Origin of the sequence: Paractinoplanes toevensis (genome assembly GCF_018332695.1) — a bacterium.
Taxonomy (GTDB): domain Bacteria; phylum Actinomycetota; class Actinomycetes; order Mycobacteriales; family Micromonosporaceae; genus Actinoplanes; species Actinoplanes toevensis.
This window is the reverse complement of record NZ_BOQN01000032.1, coordinates 21,134-43,200: the sequence shown is the minus strand read 5'-3', so window position 1 is coordinate 43,200 and position 22,067 is coordinate 21,134. Positions and strand designations below refer to the sequence as shown.

Here is a 22,067-nt window from a genome sequence, read left to right as displayed (position 1 = left end):
TCAGATGCGCGCTCATCGGCATGAGCGCGCGTCGGGCCTCCCCGGCATGCATCACGCCGCGTGACGGCTTACCGCTGGCCGCCGCGCGTGGTCAGCGGCAGATCCAGATGCCAGGATCCGTGGTGCTGGCATTACTGCCGTAAGCCCTGTGGGCAGCAGCGTCATGGGCCAGCTATGACGGCCAGCGTCAGGACGATCGGGAACTCCTTGTCCATTTGCCCCAGGAGCAGCGCCACCAGCCGGTCGTGGCGTCGCCAGGACGGAAACGGGTCTTCGCCGGTGAACAGGGCCAAGTCGTACTCAAACGGTGAAAGGCTTTCGTGGTCGGCCCAGAACCGTTCGAGCTCCGCCGCGAACGAGTACGGCCGCGGCGGGCCCCAGATCGCCGCAAGCGCGTCGGCGGCCTGCCGGCGCCGAATCTTGAAGTCGGTGTACACCCGCTCGTAGATGTCGCCGATCGTGCCGTCGTCGTCGGCCGGCGTCTCGTACAGACTAGGGCTCGAAGCGATTGGCGCGAAGTGGCCGCCTGGCACAGACTCGGTCTCGCCGACGAGCCACGACCCGCGGCTGGGACCATCATCGGGGAACGGCCGCATGACTAGGTCTCGGGCCGCGGCCACGAGGCTGTCATCGTCCACGCGGCGATGATATCCACCTGCAGCGCCATCACGCGCGGACGACGGGGCCAGCGGATGCACGCACATCGGCAGATGAGTGAGTCGATCATGCTTCCGATCAGTTTCGACATTACGCACCGTAGTCGTAATCGCATCGGTTGATCCAGGCCTAACCCGGGTTAAGGGGCCGACCGCAGCGCGTTTAGGGCTCCCGGTCGGCGGTTTTGCCGTCTTGTTCGGCGACGCCGACCGGATGTTCATATGGTGCCCTCGCTTTGCACGGGTGGCTGATCGCAGCCGGGAGCACACCCCGGTCAGGGAGGATCAGCGCGGCGGACCGCGTCGGTGAACGGGCGCTGGGCGCGACCGAGAACTCGGCCGGAGGCGCCGGGCACAGCTGGAAGGATCTGGGTGTCACCGGCGAACCGGCGCCATTCGGCCGGGCTGATCAGGGAACCGTTGCCCAGGACACCAAGACCGTGGTCATGAGGCACCGGACCGCTGCCCGGGCTGCGTATCCAGCGGTGCACCGGGACCGCAGCGTGCTGAGCGCGAGAATCCTGCCGTTCGAACCGGGACGCCAGGCCGGTCGGCACCGGCTCCGGAAGCATCCCGGTCTCCGGACCGCGCGGGTGTCTAGACTTCCGGCACCATGCCTGAGTTGCCGGAAGTTGAGTCTGCCCGGTCGGTCATCGAGCGGGGCGCCCTCGATCGGGTCATCGCCGATGTCGACGACACCGACTCGTGGGTCTGCCGGCCGCACCGGGCCGGCGACATTCGCGCCGCGCTGGTCGGACGCCGGCTCACGGTGGCTCACCGGCGCGGCAAGAGCATGTGGTGCGACACCTCGGGCGGCGGGCCGGTGCTCGGCATCCACCTCGGCATGTCCGGCAAGATCGTGATCGCCGGAGTGGACGGCGGCGAGATCGACGGGGGCGACTACTGGGAGGGCCGGCGCGTGCCCGGCGACTACCGGTGGGCGCGCTTCACGATCACGTTCGACGATGGTGGGCGGCTGATGCTGGTCGATCCGCGACGGCTGGGGCGCGTACGGCTGGATCCGCCGGTTGAGGCTCTCGGGCCGGATGCGGCCGGCATCGGCCAGGCGGCGTTCGTCCGGGCCGTCACCGGCGGGATCACGCCGGTCAAGGGGCGCCTGCTGGATCAGCATCTGGTGGCCGGCATCGGCAATCTGCTCGCCGATCAGATCCTCTGGCAGGCGAAGATCAACCCCGCGGTACCGGGTGACGAGATCACGTCGGCGGAGGCCCGGCGGCTCTTCCGGGCTACCCGGGACGCCGTGGGGGCCGCGCTGCGCGACGGTGGCGTGCACACTCTGCCGATCATCGCGCACCGGCGGGCGGACGGGCGGTGCCCGCGGGACGGCGCCCCGATGGTGCACGGCACGGTCGGCGGCCGGACCACCTGGTGGTGTTCGCGGGAGCAGGTCACCCGGTCGAGGGACGCCGCCTGACGGAAAGCCGACCGGCACGGTCCGCTACCGCTCGAACACTGTCGATAATCGCGGCATGTCACGACGGACCGTCATCATCACGGGAGCATCGAGCGGGATCGGGGCGGCGGTCGCGCGGCGGCTGGGCGCGATGGGCTTCACGGTGTACGCGGCTGCCCGCCGGGTCGGGGAGGTTCCGCCCGACGACGGGATCGTCGCGGTGAAGGCCGACCTCAGCGACCACGCGTCGCTGGACGATCTGGTGGGCCGGGCCGTCGACGAGACCGGCCGGGTCGACGTGCTGGTCAACAACGCGGGGTACGGCTCGATGGGCTCGGTCGAGGAGGTGCCCACCGAGGAAGCGCGGCGTCAGTTCGAGGTCAACGTGTTCGGGCCGGCCCGGCTCACCCAGCTGGTCGTGCCGCACATGCGCGAGCGTGGCCGCGGCCGGATCGTCAACGTCACCTCGGTCGGCGGCCGGATCTACGAGCCGCTCGGCGGCTGGTACCACGCGTCGAAGTTCGCGGTCGAAGGGCTGAGCGACTGCCTGCGGATGGAGCTCGCGCCGTTCGGCATCGACGTGGTGGTGGTCGAGCCGGGTGCCACCCGCACCGGCTGGGGGCCGGTGGCCGTCGCCGGGCTGACCGCCACGTCCGGTTCGGGGCCGTACGCGGAGCAGGCGAAGGCCCTCGCTGCGTCGCACGAGGCGGCCGCCGACAAACCGCGGATCACCTCGTCCCCGGAGTCCGTCGCGCAGGTGGTGATCCAGGCGATCCGGGCGCGCCGGCCGCTGACCCGTTACGCCGCCGGGACCGGGGCGAAACCGCTGCTGCTGGCCCGCCGGCTGCTGCCGGACCGCGCGTTCGACGCCCTGATGGCCCAGGCGTTCGGGGTGCGGCACAAGCGCGGTGATCACCGGACGGCCTGAGTGGTTACGCTGGCGGTATGACCATCTACGACCTCCCGATCGCCGACCTCCAGGGCAAACCGCTGGATCTCGGCCTGTTCCGGGGCACGGCGACCCTGGTTGTCAACGTCGCCTCCAAGTGCGGCCTCACGCCGCAGTACGCGGTGCTCGAGGAGCTGCACGAGCGCTACGCGGGCCGCGGCTTCAGCGTGGTGGGCGTGCCGTGCAACCAGTTCGGCGGGCAGGAGCCGGGCAGCGCCGAGGAGATCGCCGAGTTCTGCAGCGCCACCTACGGCGTCACCTTCCCGATGACCGAGAAGGTGGAGGTCAACGGGGACGGCCGGCACCCGCTCTACCAGCAGCTGGTCGACGAACCGGACGCCGAGGGCTACACCGGCGACATCCGGTGGAACTTCGAGAAGTTCCTGATCGGGCCGGACGGCACGGTGCGCGCCCGGTTCGGTCCGCGGACCAGCCCGGACGCGCCCGAGGTGATCTCCGCTATCGAGTCGACTCTGCCCTGACGTCGACCAGCACCTTGCCGACCGTGCCGTCCTCGACCGCGCGGTGCGCGTCGGCGGTGCGGTCGAGCGGGAAACGGACCAGCGGCAGGCCGTGCTCCTCCCCCACCGGCAGGGCGCCGTCGCGCACCGCGGCGGCGACATCCTCGGCGGCCGCGGCGAGCGCCCGGTCGCCGACGGTGTAGAGCACCAGGAACTGGAAGCGCGTGTTGAGCGTCATGTTTTGCCGCACGTCCAGCTGGACCGGCTTGCCGCCGTCGTTGGCGTAGGTCGCGATGGTGCCGCGGGTGCGCAGCACGGCCAGGTCGAGCGCGAGGTTCGCGCCGAGCGCCACCTCGGCGACGATGTCGACACCCTCCGGTGCGATCTCGCGGATCGCGGCGACCGGGTCGCCCTCGCGGTAGTTGATCACGTGGTGGGCGCCGGCCGCGGTGGCCAGCGCGGCCTTCGCCGGGCCGCTGATCGTGCTGATCACGGTGGCGCCGGCCCAGCGGGCGAGCTGGATGACCGCGTGCCCGACCGCTCCCGCTCCCCCGGCGGCCAGCACCACTTTGCCGTCGAGCGCGCCCGGGTGCAGGCGGGCCGGGCCGTCCTCGGCGACGGTGAGGGCGCGGTGGGCGGTGAGCGCGGGCACACCGAGCGAGGCGCCCAGGTCGAAGCCGGCCTCGGCGGCCAACGCCACGGCGCGTGCGGCCGGCACGACGGTGTACTCGGCGGCCGTACCGGTCGGCCGCCCGGCGGCGGCCATGAACAGCCAGACCCGCTCGCCGACCCGGCCCTGATCGACCCCCGCGCCGACCGCGGAGATCACGCCGGCGCCGTCCAGGTGCGGGGTGACCTCGGGAAACTGCTTGGGGTTGGTGGCACCGGAGCGCGTCTTCCAGTCGGTCGGGTTGACCCCGGAGACGACGACCCGCACCTGCACCTCGCCCGGACCGGGCGCCGGCAGGTCACGGTCGACCAGCTCGAGAACGTCGGAGTCGCCGTTGTCGCGGTAGATGATCGCCTTCATGCCTTCACCTTCGCAGACCGCCGGGAAACCGCCACCCCCGCCAGGCAGAGCACCCCACCGGCCAGGGTGAACCACCCCGGAACCTCGGAAAGAAAAAGCCAGGACATCAAAACCACCAGGGCCGGTACGACGTACGTCGTAGCGCCCAATTTGCCCGCGGTGGTCCGCGCCAGGGCGTACGCCCAGGTGGTGAACGCGATCGCGGTCGGCCCCACGCCCAGGTAGATCATGTTCAGCGTCGCGGACAGCGGCGCGTCGGCCGCCTCCCGGGCGAGCACGCCGGCGAACGGCAGCAGGGCGACCGCGGCGACCAGCGCGGACCAGAAGGTGATCTGCAGGGCGCTGCCGTGCCGCAGTGCGGGTTTCTGCGCGACCACGCCGATCGCATAAGTGATCGCGGCCAGCAGGCAGAGCACGACGCCGAGCAGCGACGACTTCCCACCACCGGACATCGACAGCCCGACGATCACCGTGCCGGCGAAGGACACCGCGATGCCGAGCCGCAGTGCCGGGGGCACCGCCTCGTGCAGCAGGGCGGCGCTGAGCAACGCGATCAGGATCGGGCCGACGTTGACGATCAGCGCGGCGGTGCCCGCATCGACGAGCCGTTCACCCCAGTTCAGGAAGACCATGTAGCCGCCGAACCAGAGCAGCCCGGAGATCAGGATGCCCGGCCAGGCCGCGCGGGCGGGCCACCCGACCCGGCGGATCAGGGCGAACACGCCCAGCAGCACCGCGGCGGTGGCCAGCCGGCCGAGGGCGAGGGCGCCGGGTGAATAGGCCGAGCCGGCACTGCGGATGGAGACGAACGCCGATGCCCAGAAGAGCACGGTCACGCCCGCGGCGATGACGGCGCCGTGCCGGCTACCAGGGATGATCGACATGCGCGGAAGCTAACACCGACGGCCCGGGCGGCCCAACCGGGATACGGGCACGCGAGCGTGTGGAAGATGGTCGGTGTCACGCCGATGCTCGGGCAGAACGACGACGGCCGGATCTACGACCAGGCCGACGCCCGCCAGCTGGTGACGTTCGCGCAGGGTAGGCACCTCGGCATGCTGAGCTTCTGGGAGCTGGGCCGGGACAAGAACGCCTGCACCGGCGCGTTCTACATGTGCACGAACATCGCCCAGCAGCCGTACGAGTTCAGCAAGATCTTCGCTACCTACTCAGGGTGACCGTCGCCTCGGCCCGGCCGGGGTGAATCGAGAAGGGCTCTCCGCCGGCGGTGTAGTCACCGAAGAAACCGGACACGGTGACCACGCCGTCGGCGGACGTGCGCATCTCGGTCGGCGGCAGCCACCACTCGCCCTTGACCAGACCGGCCAGAGCGTCGTACGACGGTTTGCGGCTGCCGTCGGCCCGCAGCAGCCCGACCGGCGCGCCCAGCCAGGCCCCGTCGTCGGTGATCCCCCAGTAGTTGATCGACTGGACCGCCGGGTGGCCGACCAGCGACCGGTAGTGCCGGACGATCTCCGCCGCCTGCCGCTCCTCGCCCTCGGGCGTGCTCGGCCAGGACGGGATCTGGTAGTCGTTCAGGTCCTGGATCTCCGGCGGCATCAGGTGGCCGGAGAGCAGGGTCGTCTCGGTCATGTGCAGCGGAAGGCCGAAGCGGGCGAACCGGTCGAGCGTGCGCCGCATGTACTCCTCGCCGCGATAACCCTGGTGCATGTGCGTCTGCAGGCCGATCGCATCGATCCGGATGCCGGCTTCCAGAACCCCTTCGATCAGGATTTCGTACGCCGAGCTCAGGTCGAAGTCGTTCAGGACGAGGGTGGCGGCCGGGTTCGCGGCCCGCGCCTCCTCGAACGCCATCCGCACCATCGCGATCCGGCCGCGGTCCCAGGCGAGCGGGGTGATCGCGTTGTCGCCGTTGGCGAAGACCGGCATGATCACGGTCTCGTTGATGGCGTCCCACACGTCGATCAGCCCGGCGTACCCGGTGACCAGCTCGCGGATCCGGGCCCGGACGAGTCTCTCCACCTCGTCCAGGTCGAGGCCGAGCAGCCAGTCCGGCTGCACGGTGTGCCAGAGCAGCGGATGCCCCTTGACCGTCACGCCGCGCTCGGCCAGCCAGCGGGCGGTCTCGGTCAGCCGCCGCACGTCGGTGGAACCGCGCCGGGGTTCGTAGCCGCCCCAGTAGAACGGCAGGGTCGCGGTGTTGAACAGGCCGAGCCAGGCGTCGGCGAGGGTCTCCAGGTCGATGTGCTCGCCGCCGCCGAAGTAGCCGGGCCGGCCGGGGCCACCGACCGGCCGGATGAAGTCGAAGCCGATGTTGCCGAAGGCGAAGTCGTGCCGCTGCTGGGCGACGGTGACGACCCGGTCGGCGAGCGGCCGGCCGTCCGGCCCGAGCACGGTGAGCGTGACCGCGCCGATGCGGTGCTTCATCTGGCGTCTCCGATCGAGAAAAGTTTCGCGCTGGATTGCGAAATTGTCGTAGAGAACGGCAGCATAGGTCAACACTCGCCGTCCAGATAAGGTGATCCGCATGCCTCGAGCGACCTCCCGCGCGACCCTGTTCGAGGTCGCCGCCCAGGCCGACGTCTCGGTGTCGACCGTCTCCAAGGTGCTCAACGGCCGGGCCGGCGTCTCCGACGAGACCCGCGCCCGCATCGAGGCCCTCCTCCAGGACCACCGCTACCAGCAGCGCAGCGGCAAACGCCAGGCCGCGCCGCTGCTCGACGTGCTCTGCTACGAGGTGGACAGCCCGTTCGGCAGCGAGGTCCTGGCCAGCATCGAGCAGTCGGCCCGGCTGCAGCGGATCGGCATGGTGCTCAGCGGCGCGACCGAGCAGGCCACGCCGTACGCCCATTGGGTCGATGATGTTCTCCGGCGCCAGCCGGTCGGGGTCGTGCTGATCGCCTGCAAGCTCTCGGCCGACGACCGGCAACGGCTGCGCTCGCGCAACATCCCGCTGGTCATGGTCGATCCGGCCGGCACCCCGGCGCCCGACGTGCCGTCCATCGGCTCGGCCGACTGGAACGGCGGCTACCAGGCCACCCGGCACCTGATCGACCTCGGGCACACCCGGATCGGCATCATCACCGGCCCGGCCGACATGATGGCGTCGACCGCCCGGCTCTCCGGTTACCGCGCCGCGCTCGACTCGGCCGGCCTGACCGGCGAGCCCGAGCTGGTCCGGCCCGGCCGGTTCCACCACGCCGACGGCCTGGAGCAGGGCCGGGCCCTGCTCTCCCTGCCGGACCCGCCGACCGCGATCTTCGCCTCCTCCGACCTGTACGCGCTGGGCGTCTACGAGGCCGCCCGCACGCTCGGCCTGAGCATCCCGGCCGACCTGTCCGTGGTCGGCTACGACGACCTGAGCATCGCCCGGTGGGCCGGCCCACCGCTGACCACCGTGCACGTGCCGCTGGTCGCGATGGCCGAGCAGGCCGTGCACCTGGTGATGCGGCTGAACGACGAGCCCGAGATGGCCTTCAGCCGGATCGACATCGACACCACCCTGGTTGTCCGCGGAAGCACCGCCGCGCGAAACATTTCCAAATGATCTGGAAACCTTGACGCAAACGTTTCGCGCGTCCTAGCCTCAAGCGCACAACACGAAACACCGCCGTAACGGTTTCCGTCGGCTCCTTCTCATTCCTCCGGCCCACTCCGGGCCTCAGCTCACTGCGCCCAAATTTCCTTCGGCTCCATCGAAGAGTGGAGAGGGTTCCATGCGCCTTCTGCCCGTCCTCGCCGCCGCCACCCTGGCCCTTTCCGGCCTGGCCGCCTGCGGCAGCAACGACAGCACCGAGACCGACGCGTCGACCGCGACCTCCGGCACCGTCAACTGGTGGGGCTGGACGCCGACCGACACGGCGACGGCCAACGCCTACATCGCGGCGTTCAACCAGAAGTTCCCGGACATCAAGGTCAACTACAAGCTGGTCAACATCTCCGACTGGGTGGCCGCGCTGCGCCCCGCGCTCGCCTCCGGCAACGGCCCGGACGTCTTCGACATGCAGCCCGGCGCGTACGTCGCGCAGTTCAAGTCGTTCGCCGAGGACCAGACGAAGCTGGCCGAGGACGCGCTCGGCGCCGGCTGGAAGGACAAGGTCGCCCCGATCGGGATCAGCGGCCTGTCCGCCGACGGCAAGCTCACCGCCATGTCGGTCGGCTCGGTCTACGCCGGCATGCTCTGGCTCAACGGCGACATCTTCAAGAAGTACAACCTGACGGCGCCGACCACCCTGGCCGAGTGGAAGCACGTCTGCTCGGTGCTCAAGCAGAACAAGGTCGGCTGCTTCGTGCAGGGCGCCGCCCAGGAAGGCTTCGACCAGGACACCCTCCAGTCGATCGCCAACTCGGTGCAGCCCGGCCTGTGGAGCAAGGCGTCCACCGGCGACGCCAAGTGGACCGACCCCGGCATCGTCAAGACCCTGGCGATCTGGAAGGACCTGTTCGACAGCGGGATCATGCAGGAGGGCGCGGTCGGCTACCAGCAGTACCCGGACGCCAACAACGACTTCCTGACCGGCAAGTACGGCATGATCATGATGGGTACCTGGTACACCCAGTACGCCACCACCAAGGCGATGACCGCGGCCCTCTCGGCCGCCGGGGTCAGCGGCGCCAAGCCGTTCCCGATCCTCCCGGCCGCCTTCCCCGACGTGGCCGGCGCCGGCAACACCAGTGAGATGTACGGCGACGCCGACTTCGGCCTGGCCATCTCGACCAAGAGCAAGAACAAGGCGGCCGCCGAGACCTTCGTCAAGTGGATGGCCACCTCGTCCGAGGGCCAGCAGGCGATCGCCGACCAGCTCAACGACATCCCCTCGCTCAAGGGCGTCGAGCCCGACTTCAACAAGATCGAACTGGTCGACCCGGCCACCCAGAAGGGCCCGGTCGAGGACCTGATCACCAAGTCCGGTGCGATCACCGAGCCGCGCGAGTCGCTGCTCAGCGCGGACGTGCAGACCGGGATCCTGGCCGCGGCCACCTCGGTGGCGACCGGCAAGTCCAGCCCGGAGGACGCCGCCAAGGCCCTGCAGCAGGCCGCCGAGGCCGCGGGCGTGACCTTCAAATGACCGGGACCTCGACCCCGACCCTGCATCGGGCGGCGAGTGTCCCGGACTCCGCGGACGGCGGTGGCCGTCGCGGTCCCCGCCGTCCGCCGGGTCTCCCCTGGATCCTGCCGGCCCTCGTGCTCAGCGTCGGGCTCATCTACTACGGCATCGGTTACACCGGCTACATCTCGACGCTCGACTGGGACGGCATCAGCCCGGGTCCGGAGCACGTGGGAGCCCACAACTACACGCGGATGCTGCACGACCCGGTGTTCTGGGCGGCCGTACGGCACACGGCTTTGTTCTTCGTCCTAACGTTCGTCGTCCAAACGTTAGTCGGACTAACGTTCGCCGTCCTTATGCACAGCCGGATCCGGCTCGCGGCTATCTACAAGGTCATCGTGTTCGTGCCCGTGGTTCTCGCACCGGCGATCATGGCGCCCGTATTCCGGCACATGTTCGCGCCGGACGGGGAGCTCAACGCCGTACTACGGCACATCGGGCTCGGTGACCTGGCTCAACCCTGGATCGGGCAGACCAGCACCGCCCTGCCGGTGATCATGTTCATCACCATCTGGGAGTGGACCGGTGTCACGTTCGTTCTCTACTACGCGGCGATGACCCAGATCGATCCGTCCGTGCTGGAGGCGGCCCGGATCGACGGCGCGAGCAACCTGCGCACCCTGCACAGCATCATCTGGCCGGAGCTGCGCGGCACCACGGTCGCGCTGGCCATGCTCGGCGCGATCGGGGCACTGAAGACGTTCGACGTGCCCTACCTGGTGACGATCGGCGGCCCGAACTACGCCACCGAGTTCCTCGGCACCTACATCTACCGGCAGACCATCCCGCTCAGTCACGTCGGCTACGGCGCGGCGCTCTCCATCGTGCTGCTGGTGGTGGCCCTGCTGATGGCGCTGGCGCTGCAGTTCGCCGGCCGGGAGCGGGAGGGCCGCTGATGTTCGAGATACGTAGCCGTACCGGAAAGATCTTTCTTCAGGTCTTCGCCACCCTGCTGCTCATCCCGTTCGCGTTCCCGCTGGTCGTGATGGTCAAGGGGGCGTTCGCCGGGGAGGGCGTACGCAACTTCCAGGCCGTACTCGAAGTGCCGGGTTTCGGGCGTTTCTTCGTCAACAGCATCATCATCGCGGCGGTCGTGATCGTGCTGGTCTACGTGGTCACCATGATGGCCGCGTTCGGCTTCGCCAAGCTGCACATCCGGTTCCGCGAGGTCTACTTCTGGATGCTGTTGGCCTGCCTCACCCTGCCCGAGGTGGTGCTGCTGGCGCCGCTGTTCGCCACCGACACCAAGCTCGGGTTGTACGACACGTACTGGGCGGTGATCCTGCCGCTGGCCGCCCTGCAGGTGCCGTTCGCGGTGCTTTTAAGTCGCAACTTCATCGACAGCCTGCCGGACGAACTGTTCGAGGCGGCGCGGGTGGACGGCGCCAACTCGTACCGCGGCTTCATCTATCTCGTCATCCCGCTGACCCGGCCGATCGCCGCCGCCGTACTCATCTTCACCCTGGTGGCGGCCTGGAACGACTACCTGTTCCCGCTGGTCTTCCTGCAGTCGCCGGACCTGCAGACGATCACCCTCGTCCCGCAGTTCTTCGTCGGCGAGTTCAGCAACGACCAGACCAAGATCCTGGCGTCGGCGGTGATCACGGCGATCCCCGAGGTCGTCGCGTACCTCAGCCTCCAGCGCCTCTTCGAGCGCGGCCTCAGCGCCGGCGCTATCAAGTAGAAAGGCCGGCAACCGTGCCGCTCATTCAGATTCACCTTGCCCGGGACACGTTCGACAAGCACCACGAGAAGATCGGCGACGCCATCCACGAGGCGCAGATCGCGGCGCTGGGCATCCCGGCCGACGACCGGTTCCAGATCTTCTCGCCGCACGAGGTGGGCGAGCTCAAGTTCGACCCCGGCTACAACGGCGTCGACCGGCAGAACCTGGTGGTCATCCGGGTCATCGCGGTGCACATGTACGACGTGGCGACCAAGCAGCGGTTCTTCCGGGCGGTGGTCGACCGGCTCGGGCCGCTGGGCATCCGGCCCGAGGACGTGCTGATCAGCCTGACCGAGAACGGCTTCGAAGACTGGTACGCCGGAAAGCTCTGAGAGGAAACTCGATGCTCCACTCCGACTCCGCGCCGCTGCGCGTGCTCTACCTCGGCGGCACCGGAACCATCAGCGCGTCCTGCGTGCGGCTCTCGGTCGAATCCGGCATGCGGGTGGCCGTACTCAATCGGGGCCGCGGCGAAAATCCGGCCGGGACCGAGGCACTCGTCGCCGATGTCACCGACGAGGCGGCCCTGGTCGCCGCGCTCGGCGACCGGACGTTCGACGCAGTGATCAATTTCCTTTCCTACGACGCCGGCGACGTGCGCCGCATGGTCGCTCTGTTCGGCGGCCGCACCCGGCAATACGTGCACATCAGCTCGGGCTCGATCTACACCAAGCCGGTACGGCAGGTGCCGATCTCCGAGTCCACGCCGGTCGGGCCCAACCCGCACCTGGACTACGCGACCGCCAAATGGCAGGCCGAACGGGCGCTGCTCGACGCCCACGTCCAGACGGGTTTTCCGGTCACCGTGGTGCGGCCGTCGCACACCTACGACGACGCCAATCCACCGCTGCCCGGCGGCTGGGCGATGGTCGAGCGGATCGCCCGCGGCGAGGAGATCCCGGTGCACGGCGACGGCACGTCGCTCTGGACGCTCACGCACGCCGAGGACTTCGCCCAGGGCCTGGTCGGGTTGCTCGGCAATCCGCGGGCGATCGGGGAGACGTTCAACATCACCGGCTCCGACGTCTACACCTGGGACCAGATCTACACGATCGTCGCGGAGGCGCTCGGGGTCGAGGCGCGGCTCGTGCACGTGGCCTCGGACATGTTCCCGCTGGTCGCGCCGGAGTGGTTCTGGTCCGGTGAGATGGTCGGCGACCTCGGGCACAGCGCGGTCTTCGACACCACCAAGATCCGCACGTTCGTGCCCGGCTTCGCCCCCCGGCTCACCTTCCACCGCGCCGCCGCCCGGATGATCGCCTGGCGGGCGGCACACCCGCCGGTCGCCGACGGCGACGACGAGACCGACGCGGTGCTCGACCGGATCGTCGCGGCCTACCACCGGGCCCGGGCCGTCTTCGCGGGAGCGCAATGAACATTCTGGGCAGCACCGGTCTACCGGTGTCGGCGCTCTGCGTCGGCACCAGCCCGCTCGCCAGCATGCCCGGCCTCTACGGCTACGCGGTGAGCGAGGAACGGGCGGTCGCGACGGTCACCGCGGTGCTGGCCAACCAAAAGATCAACTTCATCGACACCTCCAACGGGTACGGCGAGGAAGGCTCGGCCGAGAAGCGGATCGGGCTCGCCCTCGACGGGAAAGGCCTGCCGCCCGGGGTCGTGCTGGCCACCAAGGTCGACCCGGACCCACGAACCGGCGACTTCTCCGGCCGCCGGGTGCGGGCCTCGCTCGAGGAGAGCCTGTCCCGCCTCGGGCTCGACCGCGTCCAGCTGCTGCACCTGCACGATCCCGAACGGATCAGCTTCGCGGCCGCCACCGCGCCGGGTGGCCCGGTCGAGGCGCTGGCCGAGCTCAAGCAGGAAGGGCTCGCCGAGCACCTCGGGGTGGCCGGCGGCCCGGTCGGACTCATGCGGCAGTACCTCGACACCGGCGTCTTCGAGGTGGTGCTCACCCACAACCGCTACACCCTGCTCGACCGCTCCGCGGCCGATCTCTTCCGGGACGCGCACGAACGCGGGATCGGGGTGCTCAACGCCGCGCCGTACGGCGGCGGCATGCTGGCAAACGAAAAACAGCAGAGGTACGCCTACGGCGCGCGCGACGACCGGATCGCGGCCGCCGCCCGGGCGATGCGGACGGCGGCCGCGCGGACCGGCGTGCCGCTGGCCGCGGCCGCACTACAGTTCTCCCTGCGTGCACCGTTCATCGACTCGACCGTCGTCGGCGTCTCCTCGCCGGCCCGGGTGGCCGAGACGGTCGCGCTGGCCGAAACGCCGATCCCGGACTCGCTCTGGGCGGAACTGGACTCCCTGGTCCCGCCCTCCTCACTCTGGTTGGACCCGCGATGACCACGACAATCGGACTCCTCGGCGCGGCCGGCATCGCCGGCGCGGCCGTCCTCCTGCCGGTCCGCCGCCGCGACGACGTCGTGGTCGCGGCGGTCGCCTCCCGATCCGATCCCAAGGCGTACGCGGCGGAGCACGGCATCGAACACGCCTACGACTCCTACGAGGAACTCCTCGACGACCCGGACATCGACCTGGTCTACAACGCGCTGCCGCCGTCGATGCACGCCGACTGGACGATCGCCGCGCTGCGGGCCGGCAAGGACGTGCTCTGCGAGAAACCGTTCACGATGAACGCGCGGCAGGCCCGCCGGGTGATCGCGGCGTCCACCGAGACCGGCCGGCGGGTGATCGAGGCCTTCCACGACCACTACCACCCGCTCAGCGCGTACCTCCGGAATGCGGTCGCGGACGGCATTCTCGGCCGCATCGAACGGGTCGAGGCCGTGTTCGACGGCTCCAACCCGTACGCCCCGGGAACCTTGCGGCACGAACCGCAACTGGGCGGCGGCGCCCTGATGGACCTGGGTTGTTATCCCGTGCACTGGGTGCGGTCACTGTTTCCCGGCCCGCCGGTCGTGCACGCCGCCACGGCCACCAAGAATCCGTCCGGGGCGGACATCTCGATGCGGGCCGAGCTGACCTTCCCCGGCGAGGTGGCGGCGACCATCGCCTGCAGCATGGTGGAGGGCGTGACGCTGAGGTCGGCGCTCACCCTGACCGGCGAGCGCGGCACCCTGCTGGTCGACAACATCGTCTTCCCGTCGGCCGGGCACAGCATCCGCCTCGAGGTCGACGGGGTGCCCCGGCTGTCCACGGTCGCCGGCCGCACCACCTACGACCACCAGCTGGAGGCGGTCCTCGACGGGCTGCGCACCGGGACACCGCTGCCGACCGAGGGCGACGACCCGATCGCCAACATGGCCGTCATCGACGCGATCTACGAGGCGGCCGGATTCGACCGGTCCCGCTGGGAGTAATCTCGGCCTCCACTGTGGCGGCACGGCCGAGGGGGCAATCGTGTACGACGTGATCGTGGTGGGGGCACGGTGTGCCGGCTCGCCGCTGGCCATGCTGCTCGCCCGCCAGGGATACCGGACGCTGCTGGTGGACCGGTCGACGTTCCCCAGCGATACGGTGTCGACCCACGTGATCCACCCGCCGGGCGCGGCCGCGCTGCAGCGCTGGGGCCTGCTCGACCAGGTCACGGCGACCGGGTGCCCGCCGGTGGGGCGCTACTCGTTCGACTTCGGGCCGCTCACCCTGGCCGGTGCGCCGGGCACGCCCGAGTCGCCGTACGCGTACGCACCCCGCCGCACCCTGCTCGACAAGATCCTGCTGGACGCCGCGGTGGCGGCCGGCGTCGAGGTGCGCGAGGGGTTCAGCGTCGAGGACCTCCTGTTCACCGACGGCCGGGTCACCGGCATCCGCGGCGGCAACGGCGTGACCGAGCAGGCCCGGGTCGTGGTCGGCGCGGACGGCCGCAACTCGGTGGTCGCCAAGGACGTGCGGGCGGTGGCCTACGAGGACCATCCCCCGCTCACGGTGGGCTACTACTCGTACTGGAGCAACCTGCCGACCGACACATTCGAGGCGTACAGCCGGCCCGGCCGCGGCTGGGCGGTGTGCCCCACCAACGACGGCCTCACCATGGTCGTCGGCGGCTGGCCGCACGCCGAGCTGGCCGAGCACCGCGACGACGTCGAGGCCACCCTGATGGCGACGTTCGCGACGTCGCCCGAGTTCACCGAGCGCATCCGGGACGCCAAGCGGGAGGAGCGGATCGCCGGCGCCTCGGTGCCGAACTATTTCCGCGTCCCGTTCGGCGACGGCTGGGCGCTGGTCGGCGACGCCGGCTACAGCCGCGACTTCATCACCGCGCAGGGCATCACCGACGCGTTCCTCGACGCCGAGGAGCTGGCGCGGTCCTTGGACGAGGCGCTCAGCGGCAAGGCGGAGTTCGGCGAGGCCCTCGGCCGCTACCAGTCCCGCCGGGACACCCGAGCGATGCCGCACTACCAGATGACGCTGGGCATCGCGTCGCTGCAGCCGCCCGACGAGCAGATGATCCAGCTGGTCTCCGCGATCGCCGGCAAGCAGCCGGCCATGGACGCGTTCGCCCGGCTCAACTCGGGCGTGACCTCACCGGCCGAGTTCTTCGCCCCGGAGAACGTGGGCCGGCTGCTCGCCTCCTGACGGGGCCGACGCCTCGCTTCCGCCCACCGCGGCCGACGCCTCGTCAGCGGGCGGATTCGGCGCCTCGCTCGCGGGCGGATTCGGCGCCTCGTTCGCGGGCGGATTCGGCGCCGAGGGGCGGCCCGCCACCAGGTCGGCGATGGTCAGTCCCCAGCGGCCGAAGCGCGCGTCGAGGCCGTCGGCGCGCGCTCTCGCCCGGGCCTCCTCGGCCGCGTCGTAACGGTTCCGGGACCACTTCGATCCGGGGCGGGCCAGCCGGACCGCCCCGATCCAGGCCACCGGCGGGAGGAAGACGCCGAGCACAGCCGTCGAGTACTTACCCTTGCGCACGCAGATCAGCAGCGTCGCCACGTGCACCAGCGCGGAGGCGGCGACCACGACGTGGCCCGCGCCGAACCCGGTCGCCGAGGTCAGCGGGTCGAGGCCGAGCAACACCAGCCCCATGGCACTGCCGGTCAGCGCGACCAGCGACGTTGTTGCGGAACGGCCCGACGCCGGCCCGGATCATCCGGGTGATGGCGCGCGTCGCCACGAACGTGCTCAGGAACGACAGGAAAGCAGCAGGAACGGCACCTGCCCAGCACTCATGCAGCGCACCGTACCCGACGTCGATGAGTCGGCCTTGTAGATCATCTACATGATTATTGAGGAAATTGTTGACAATCGAGAAACGCCCATGAAACCTTGCCTCGAAGCGGTCCATCCGAGGGGAGACCTCCATGCAGCGGTTCCGAAAGCGCTTGGCCACAGCGATATCCCTGGCTCTGGTGGCGGTGACACTGCCGGCGTCCTCAGCGGCGGCTTCACGGCACGGTGGCGATCCCGAGGACGCCGCGCTGGCGTTCGACCCGGCCGGCTACACCACGATCACCGTCACGGTCGACGGTCAACCGACGACGGTGCGGTGGTACCGGGAGATCTGCGATGTCGCGCGGCCGGTCGCGGCGGCCGCCCAGCAACCCGGGCTCGGCGGCGGAACCACCACCATCACCAACACCCGCTGCGGCTACCAGAGCATCAACGTGTTCGTTCCGCAGGCCACCGTCGGTGACCAGCGGGCGCCGATCTACTTCGCGGTCAACAACTCCGGCTGGGCGGCCAGCTACATCCGGGCCAGTGTGACCGCCGGCGCCGCCTACGCCAGCGCCACGTCCAACGTGGGCGCCGCGCTCAAGGCGGGGTACGTCTTCGTCGACGTCGCCGGCCGCAGCCGCAACCTGGTCGGCGCGGACGGCTCGTGGCCGGGCAAGTCGCCGGCCGCGATCGTCGACGCCAAGGCCGCCGTCCGCTACCTGCGGCTCAACGATCACGTCATGCCGGGCAGCGCCGAGCGCATCGTCGTCAACGGCACCAGCGGCGGCGGTGCGCTGGCGTCGATCCTCGGCGCCGCCGGCAACAGCCCCGAGTACTACCGCTACCTGGCCCAGATCGGCGCGGCCGGCATCACGGCCGACGGGCGCAGCACCATCCGCGACGACGTGTTCGCGGTCAACGCCTACTGCCCGATCACCGACCTCGGCAACGCCGACCGGTCGTACGAGTGGCTCTTCAACGTGCTGAACACCCGCACCGACCTCGGCCAGAACCCCGCTCCGGCGGACGCCGCCGCGATTGCCGCGCAGTTCCCGGCGTACGAGAAAAGCCTTGGTCTGGGGTTGAGTGCCTCGACCATGCTGAACACCATCAAGCGCGAGGTGATCCGGTCGGCCGAGACCTACCTGCGGGCCGACCCGGCCAACACCATCCCGGCGCTCGGCGAGTCGTTCGTCATCCAGGCCGGCGGCCCGCCCGGCACTCCCCCGGCGACGAAGTCCTACCTCAACGACTGGATCGACGCCGACAACGCCACGAACCGGGTGCGCTCGGTGGACATGAAGAACTACCTCGACTTCGTCGCCACCCAGGCCACCCTGAAGACGACACCGGCGTTCGACCCGCTCGGGGTCAACGGCAACGTCACCAGCGGTGCCGAGACCAATCTGTTCGGGCCGGCCGACCAGCGCTACCTGAACTACACCGAGTACAGCTGGGACCACAACAACGTCGCCGGGGACGGCAGCGGCCTCGACGACACCGGCCTGACCTGGGCGCAGTACATCCGCAAGCCCGGCACCCAGGTCGACGACCAGGTGCACCTGATCAACCCGATGGACTTCATCGGCACGAAGGCCGACACCGCGCCCTACTGGTACGTCCGCACCGGCACCCGCGACCGCGACACCTCGTTCATCGTCTCGATCAACCTGGACCGGGCACTCGACGCCGACAAGCAGGTCAAGGACGTCAACTACCGGCTCGCCTGGAACCAGCCGCACGCCGGCAACTACGACGTGCCGGAGGCGATGGCCTGGATCGCCGCGGTCGCCCGCCAGGCTCGCCGGTAAATCGGTATCCGGGCCGGGCAGCCGCCGGTAGACAGGACGGATGAGCGAGACGACGCTGCCCGGCGGCCGGACCACCGGTGCCGTATTGATCGACGGGATCGTCCACAAACCGGCCGCGCCGTCCACACCCACGGTGCACGCGCTGCTGCGGCACCTGGAGGCGGCCGGTTTCGACGCCGCTCCCCGCGCGCTCGGCTTCGACGAGCAGGGCCGGCAGATGCTCACCTACCTGCCGGGCGAGATGATCGGCGACCGTTTTCCCTGGCCCGCCTGGGCCACCTCGGACGCGATGCTGGCCCAGGTGGGCCGGTGGCTGCGCCGCCTGCACGACCTGACCGCCGGCTTCGTGCCGCCGGCCGGCGAGCAGTGGTTCATCGGCGGCACGATGGGCCCCGGCCTGGTCGTCGGCCATCAGGACGCCGCGCCCTACAACGCGGTGGTCGACGGCGACCGGCTGGTCGGCTTCTACGACTGGGACACCGCCGGTCCCTCCACCCGGGAGTCCGACCTGGCGTTCTCGGCACTGCCCTGGGTGCCGCTGGCCGCGCCGGACGGCTTCACCGACCCGGCCGGACGCTCCCGCCGCCTGCATCTTCTCCTCGACGCGTACGGCTACGACGGCGACCGCCAGGTCTTCGCCGAGGCCGTCCCGAAGCGGGCCCGGCGCCAGGCCACCGTCATCCGGCAGATGGCCGGCGGCGGCGACCCGGCCGCGACCGCGCTGCTGCCGATCGCGGCCCTCCTGGAGAAGGCCGCGACCGACGTCGAGGGTCTGCCGGGCGACTTCTGGTCACCCCCGGTGGTGTGACTCGGCGAGGCGGTAAACCGGGGTCGGCAGTCCTTCGTAACGTGCCTTGAGCTGCAGGGCCAGATAGAGCGAGTAATGCCGGGACTGGTGCAGGTTGCCGCCGTGGAACCACAGGTTCTCCTGCTGGGTCGGCTTCCACATGTTGCGCTGCTCGCCCTCCCACGGCCCGGGGTCCTTCGCGGTGTCCGAGCCCAGTCCCCAGACCTTGCCGATCCGGTCCGCGGTCGGCTGGTCGACGATGTCGGCGACCCAGCCGTTCATCGAGCCGTACCCCGTGGCGTAGACGACCAGGTCGGCCGGCAGCGTGGTGCCGTCCTCGAGGACCACCGCGTCCGCGGTCAGGTGCGAGACCTGACCCTGGGCGAGCTTGACCCGGCCGTCGGCGACCAGCTCGGCCGCGCCCACGTCGATGTAGTAGCCGGAGCCGCGGCGCAGGTACTTCATGAACAGGCCGGACCCGTCGGCGCCCCAGTCGTGCCGGAAGCCGGCCTTCTCCAGGCGCGCGTAGAAGTCGGCGTCCCGGGACGCCATCTCCTCGTACAGCGGGATCTGGAATTCATGCATGATCCGGTACGGGATGGACGCGAAGATCATGTCGGCCTTGTCGGTGGTCACGCCGGCCGCGACCGCCCGCTCCGAGTAGAGGTCGCCCAGCCCGACGTCCATCAGCGACGACGACTTGACGATGTGCGTCGACGAGCGCTGCACCATGGTGACGTCGGCGTCGTGCTCCCAGAGCGCACCGCAGATGTCGAACGCCGAGTTGTTCGAGCCGATCACCACCACCCGCTTGCCGCGGTAGGCCTCCGGCCCGGGGTGCCGGCTGGAATGGTGCTGCTCACCCCGGAAGACGTCCTGGCCGCGGAAGACCGGATAGTTCGGCTTGCCGGACATGCCGGTCGCGAAGACCAGCTGGGTGGGCCGCAACTCCACGGTGTCGCCGTCCCGATCGACGGTCACCGTCCACTTCCCGGCGGCCGGATCGAAGGTCGCCGACCGTACGGTTGAGGACGACCAGTACGGCACCTCCATGACCCGGGTGTACATCTCCAGCCAGTCGCCGATCTTGTCCTTCGGCGAGAAGACCGGCCAGTTCGCCGGGAACGGCAGATAGGGCAGGTGGTCGTACCAGACCGGGTCGTGCAGGCAGAGACTCTTGTACCGGTTGCGCCACTGGTCGCCGGGCCGCTCGTTCTTGTCGATCACCACGGACGGTACGCCGAGCTGCCGCAGCCGGGCACCGAGCGCGATGCCGCCCTGCCCGCCGCCGATCACCACGACGTACGGCTGGTCGTGCCGCTCCGCCGCGCGCCGCTCCTGCCACGACAGCCGTCCCTTGCTCAGGGTGTGCTCGACACCCTGCGGCCGCCGCTCACCCTGGCTCTCCTCGAAGCCCTTGAGCTCGCGCAACGTCGTCAGCAGCGTCCACGCGCCCTCGGGTTTGAGCCGCAGGTGGCCGGTCCCACGCCCGGTCGACGTCTCGAACCGGATCCACGCCTCGACCACGTCACCGGCCGCGGCCGGTTCCTGGGTAACTTCGAAGCCGCTCGGGTCGGCCTCCTCCAGCGTGGCGGAAAGGAGGTCCGCGACGCCGTCGCGGCCCTCGACGGTGGTGATGTTCCAGGTGAAGGCGACCAGGTCCCGCCAGAAACCGTCCGGGGCGAACAGGCCGGCCGCGGCTTGCACGTCCCGGGCCCGCAACGCGGACTCGAAGGACGCCAGCCAGTCATCGACGCGCTGCTTGGGGGAAGTCATGCCCTCCACGAAACCGGCACGCATACGGGCCGCAACAGGGTTGCAACACATTGCACATCCCGGCCTATGCTCACGCAAAGGCCAGGAGGGGGCCGGCGTGGGCGACTACAGCGCGGTGCGTCCGGGCACCGACCTGTCGCGGCACGCCCGCGACCTGCGCATCGTGCACGACGCGGTGCTGGCCGGCGACCGCCCGCCGCACCGCCCTCGCGCGCTGGTCGAGCGCTCCTGGTCGAGGGTCCTGAGCCTCGGCCTGGATCCCGCCCTCGCCAACGCCCGCGACCCGCTGCCGCCTGCCGAGCTCGAGCAGAGGCGCCGCACGTCCGGCCTCGCTCCCGTCGCCGCCGACCTGCTGCGGATCGCCGAGGACGCCGCGTTCCTGCTGGTCGTCACGAACGCCGACGGCACCATCCTGTGGCGGGCCGGCCCGGTCGCGCTGCGCCGCCGGGCCGACGTGCTCGGCTTCGGCGAGGGCGCACTCTGGACCGAGGCCGCGGTCGGCACCAACGCGATCGGCACCGCGCTGGTCGAGGCCGCACCCGTGCAACTCTTCTCGGCCGAGCACTTCGAACAGGCCCAGCACGCCTGGTACTGCTCGGCCCACCCCGTGCACGACCCGCGCACCGGCGACCTGCTCGGCATCGTCGACGTCAGCGGCCCGGCGCTCACCCTGCACCCCGCGATCGAGGCGCTGGTCGCGACCGGGGTGCGGCTCGCCGAGGCGCAACTCTGGCGGCACCACGCCGACCGGCTCGAACGGCTGCGACGCTCGGCCGCCCACGTGGCCGGCACCGCAAGCGGCCCACTGCTGATCGTCGACGACCACGGCTGGGTGGCGCACGCGAGCGGGGTGGCCGTCCGCGATCGGATCGGCGCCCCGCGCTCCGGCACCGCGCTCGGCGTACCCGGCCTGGGCCTCTGTCTGGCCGAACGCCTGCCGGAAGGCTGGCTGGTGCGGCCCGCCGGGCCGCACACCGCGATCACCGCGACCCTCGATCTGACCGGCACACCCTTCATCGAGTTGCGCGGCGCCGGCGAGCCGTGGCGCACCACGCTGACCCGGCGGCACGCCGACATCCTGACCCTGCTGCACGATTGCGGCCCGGCCGGCCTGACGGCCGGACAGATAAGCCATTTCCTGTACGGCGACGCAGCTCACGTAGTGACCGTCCGCGCCGAGATCAGCCGGCTCCGCCGAGCGATCGGCGCCCTGGTGGCGACCAACCCCTACCGCCTGGAGGCAGGGGTAACCGTCGATGTCCGGCGGGTTGATTCCGGCCGGTAGCGAATCAAACGTCTGGTAAACAGGGTG

At 70.3% G+C, this 22,067-nt stretch carries 23 protein-coding genes; 16 read left to right on the top strand and 7 right to left on the bottom strand.

Annotated features, from left to right (window positions below):
* Window positions 1–161: 161 nt before the first annotated feature.
* Together Ato02nite_RS11835 and Ato02nite_RS11830 are read right to left on the bottom strand one after the other, a co-directional pair.
* Window positions 162–638 (bottom strand): hypothetical protein, encoded by a 477-nt coding sequence (locus Ato02nite_RS11835; RefSeq protein ID WP_213006508.1) that lies wholly within the window; start codon window positions 636–638, stop codon window positions 162–164.
* Between the two features lie 293 nt (window positions 639–931).
* Entirely contained in the window at window positions 932–1,228 is a 297-nt protein-coding gene (locus tag Ato02nite_RS11830) for a hypothetical protein (protein WP_213006507.1), read from the bottom strand.
* A gap of 50 nt (window positions 1,229–1,278) precedes the next feature.
* Between Ato02nite_RS11830 and Ato02nite_RS11825 the strand changes: the two genes are divergently transcribed.
* From Ato02nite_RS11825 to Ato02nite_RS11815, 3 genes are read left to right on the top strand one after another with little or no spacing between them, the layout of a single operon-like run.
* Entirely contained in the window at window positions 1,279–2,091 is an 813-nt protein-coding gene (locus tag Ato02nite_RS11825; protein WP_213006506.1) for a DNA-formamidopyrimidine glycosylase family protein, read from the top strand.
* 55 nt (window positions 2,092–2,146) lie between these two features.
* Window positions 2,147–2,998: an oxidoreductase gene (locus tag Ato02nite_RS11820; RefSeq protein WP_213006505.1), complete on the top strand. Its 852-nt coding sequence runs from the start codon at window positions 2,147–2,149 to the stop codon at window positions 2,996–2,998.
* A 17-nt stretch (window positions 2,999–3,015) separates the two neighbouring features.
* Window positions 3,016–3,501: a glutathione peroxidase gene (locus Ato02nite_RS11815; protein WP_213006504.1), complete on the top strand. Its 486-nt coding sequence runs from the start codon at window positions 3,016–3,018 to the stop codon at window positions 3,499–3,501.
* Here the strand turns inward: Ato02nite_RS11815 and Ato02nite_RS11810 are convergent.
* Window positions 3,479–4,510 (bottom strand): NADPH:quinone reductase, encoded by a 1,032-nt coding sequence (locus tag Ato02nite_RS11810; RefSeq protein WP_213006503.1) that lies wholly within the window; start codon window positions 4,508–4,510, stop codon window positions 3,479–3,481. The genes Ato02nite_RS11815 and Ato02nite_RS11810 overlap by 23 nt on opposite strands.
* Window positions 4,507–5,394, bottom strand: a complete 888-nt coding sequence (locus Ato02nite_RS11805) for a DMT family transporter (RefSeq protein ID WP_213006502.1) — start codon at window positions 5,392–5,394, stop codon at window positions 4,507–4,509. The genes Ato02nite_RS11810 and Ato02nite_RS11805 overlap by 4 nt, the downstream gene beginning before the upstream one ends.
* A gap of 66 nt (window positions 5,395–5,460) precedes the next feature.
* On the opposite strand from Ato02nite_RS11805, the gene Ato02nite_RS11800 reads away from it, so the two are divergent.
* Window positions 5,461–5,688, top strand: a complete 228-nt coding sequence (locus tag Ato02nite_RS11800; RefSeq protein WP_213006501.1) for a glycoside hydrolase family 18 protein — start codon at window positions 5,461–5,463, stop codon at window positions 5,686–5,688.
* Here Ato02nite_RS11800 and Ato02nite_RS11795 read toward each other — a convergent pair.
* A complete protein-coding gene (locus tag Ato02nite_RS11795) occupies window positions 5,672–6,898 on the bottom strand; it encodes an endo-1,4-beta-xylanase (RefSeq protein ID WP_213006500.1) in 1,227 nt (408 codons plus the stop codon). The two genes, Ato02nite_RS11800 and Ato02nite_RS11795, sit on opposite strands and share 17 nt — an antisense overlap.
* Window positions 6,899–6,998: 100 nt before the next feature.
* Here Ato02nite_RS11795 and Ato02nite_RS11790 point away from each other — a divergent pair, with 100 nt between their 5' ends.
* From Ato02nite_RS11790 to Ato02nite_RS11750, 9 genes are all read left to right on the top strand, one after another.
* The gene (locus Ato02nite_RS11790) at window positions 6,999–8,018 is read left to right on the top strand and encodes a LacI family DNA-binding transcriptional regulator (protein ID WP_246606627.1); all 1,020 of its coding nucleotides are present in this window, start codon (window positions 6,999–7,001) and stop codon (window positions 8,016–8,018) included.
* Window positions 8,019–8,187: 169 nt separating this feature from the next.
* Window positions 8,188–9,540: an ABC transporter substrate-binding protein gene (locus tag Ato02nite_RS11785; RefSeq protein WP_213006499.1), complete on the top strand. Its 1,353-nt coding sequence runs from the start codon at window positions 8,188–8,190 to the stop codon at window positions 9,538–9,540.
* Window positions 9,537–10,478, top strand: coding sequence for a carbohydrate ABC transporter permease (locus Ato02nite_RS11780; protein WP_213006498.1), 942 nt, complete (start codon window positions 9,537–9,539; stop codon window positions 10,476–10,478). The genes Ato02nite_RS11785 and Ato02nite_RS11780 overlap by 4 nt, the downstream gene beginning before the upstream one ends.
* Entirely contained in the window at window positions 10,478–11,266 is a 789-nt protein-coding gene (locus tag Ato02nite_RS11775) for a carbohydrate ABC transporter permease (RefSeq protein WP_213006497.1), read from the top strand. The genes Ato02nite_RS11780 and Ato02nite_RS11775 overlap by 1 nt, the downstream gene beginning before the upstream one ends.
* A gap of 14 nt (window positions 11,267–11,280) precedes the next feature.
* Entirely contained in the window at window positions 11,281–11,640 is a 360-nt protein-coding gene (locus Ato02nite_RS11770; RefSeq protein WP_213006496.1) for a tautomerase family protein, read from the top strand.
* Between the two features lie 11 nt (window positions 11,641–11,651).
* Window positions 11,652–12,683 (top strand): NAD-dependent epimerase/dehydratase family protein, encoded by a 1,032-nt coding sequence (locus Ato02nite_RS11765; protein WP_213006495.1) that lies wholly within the window; start codon window positions 11,652–11,654, stop codon window positions 12,681–12,683.
* Window positions 12,680–13,615, top strand: coding sequence for an aldo/keto reductase (locus Ato02nite_RS11760; protein ID WP_246606625.1), 936 nt, complete (start codon window positions 12,680–12,682; stop codon window positions 13,613–13,615). The genes Ato02nite_RS11765 and Ato02nite_RS11760 overlap by 4 nt, the downstream gene beginning before the upstream one ends.
* A complete protein-coding gene (locus tag Ato02nite_RS11755; RefSeq protein ID WP_213006494.1) occupies window positions 13,612–14,592 on the top strand; it encodes a Gfo/Idh/MocA family protein in 981 nt (326 codons plus the stop codon). Before Ato02nite_RS11760 ends, Ato02nite_RS11755 begins: the two co-directional genes overlap by 4 nt.
* Before the next feature lie 40 nt (window positions 14,593–14,632).
* Window positions 14,633–15,808, top strand: a complete 1,176-nt coding sequence (locus tag Ato02nite_RS11750; protein ID WP_246606623.1) for an NAD(P)/FAD-dependent oxidoreductase — start codon at window positions 14,633–14,635, stop codon at window positions 15,806–15,808.
* On the opposite strand, the gene Ato02nite_RS11745 is transcribed toward Ato02nite_RS11750, so the two are convergent.
* Window positions 15,755–16,252, bottom strand: a complete 498-nt coding sequence (locus tag Ato02nite_RS11745; protein ID WP_213006493.1) for a hypothetical protein — start codon at window positions 16,250–16,252, stop codon at window positions 15,755–15,757. The genes Ato02nite_RS11750 and Ato02nite_RS11745 overlap by 54 nt on opposite strands.
* A 275-nt stretch (window positions 16,253–16,527) precedes the next feature.
* Here Ato02nite_RS11745 and Ato02nite_RS11740 point away from each other — a divergent pair, with 275 nt between their 5' ends.
* Together Ato02nite_RS11740 and Ato02nite_RS11735 are read left to right on the top strand one after the other, a co-directional pair.
* Window positions 16,528–18,192, top strand: a complete 1,665-nt coding sequence (locus tag Ato02nite_RS11740) for a subtype B tannase (RefSeq protein WP_213006492.1) — start codon at window positions 16,528–16,530, stop codon at window positions 18,190–18,192.
* A gap of 40 nt (window positions 18,193–18,232) precedes the next feature.
* Window positions 18,233–19,000, top strand: a complete 768-nt coding sequence (locus tag Ato02nite_RS11735; RefSeq protein ID WP_213006491.1) for a phosphotransferase — start codon at window positions 18,233–18,235, stop codon at window positions 18,998–19,000.
* On the opposite strand, the gene Ato02nite_RS11730 is transcribed toward Ato02nite_RS11735, so the two are convergent.
* Window positions 18,983–20,755, bottom strand: a complete 1,773-nt coding sequence (locus tag Ato02nite_RS11730) for an NAD(P)/FAD-dependent oxidoreductase (RefSeq protein ID WP_213006490.1) — start codon at window positions 20,753–20,755, stop codon at window positions 18,983–18,985. The genes Ato02nite_RS11735 and Ato02nite_RS11730 overlap by 18 nt on opposite strands.
* Window positions 20,756–20,852: 97 nt before the next feature.
* Between Ato02nite_RS11730 and Ato02nite_RS11725 the strand changes: the two genes are divergently transcribed.
* Window positions 20,853–22,040 carry a sigma-54-dependent transcriptional regulator family protein gene (locus tag Ato02nite_RS11725; RefSeq protein ID WP_213006489.1) on the top strand — a complete coding sequence of 396 codons (1,188 nt, stop codon included), beginning with the start codon at window positions 20,853–20,855 and terminating at the stop codon, window positions 22,038–22,040.
* Window positions 22,041–22,067: the final 27 nt, after the last annotated feature.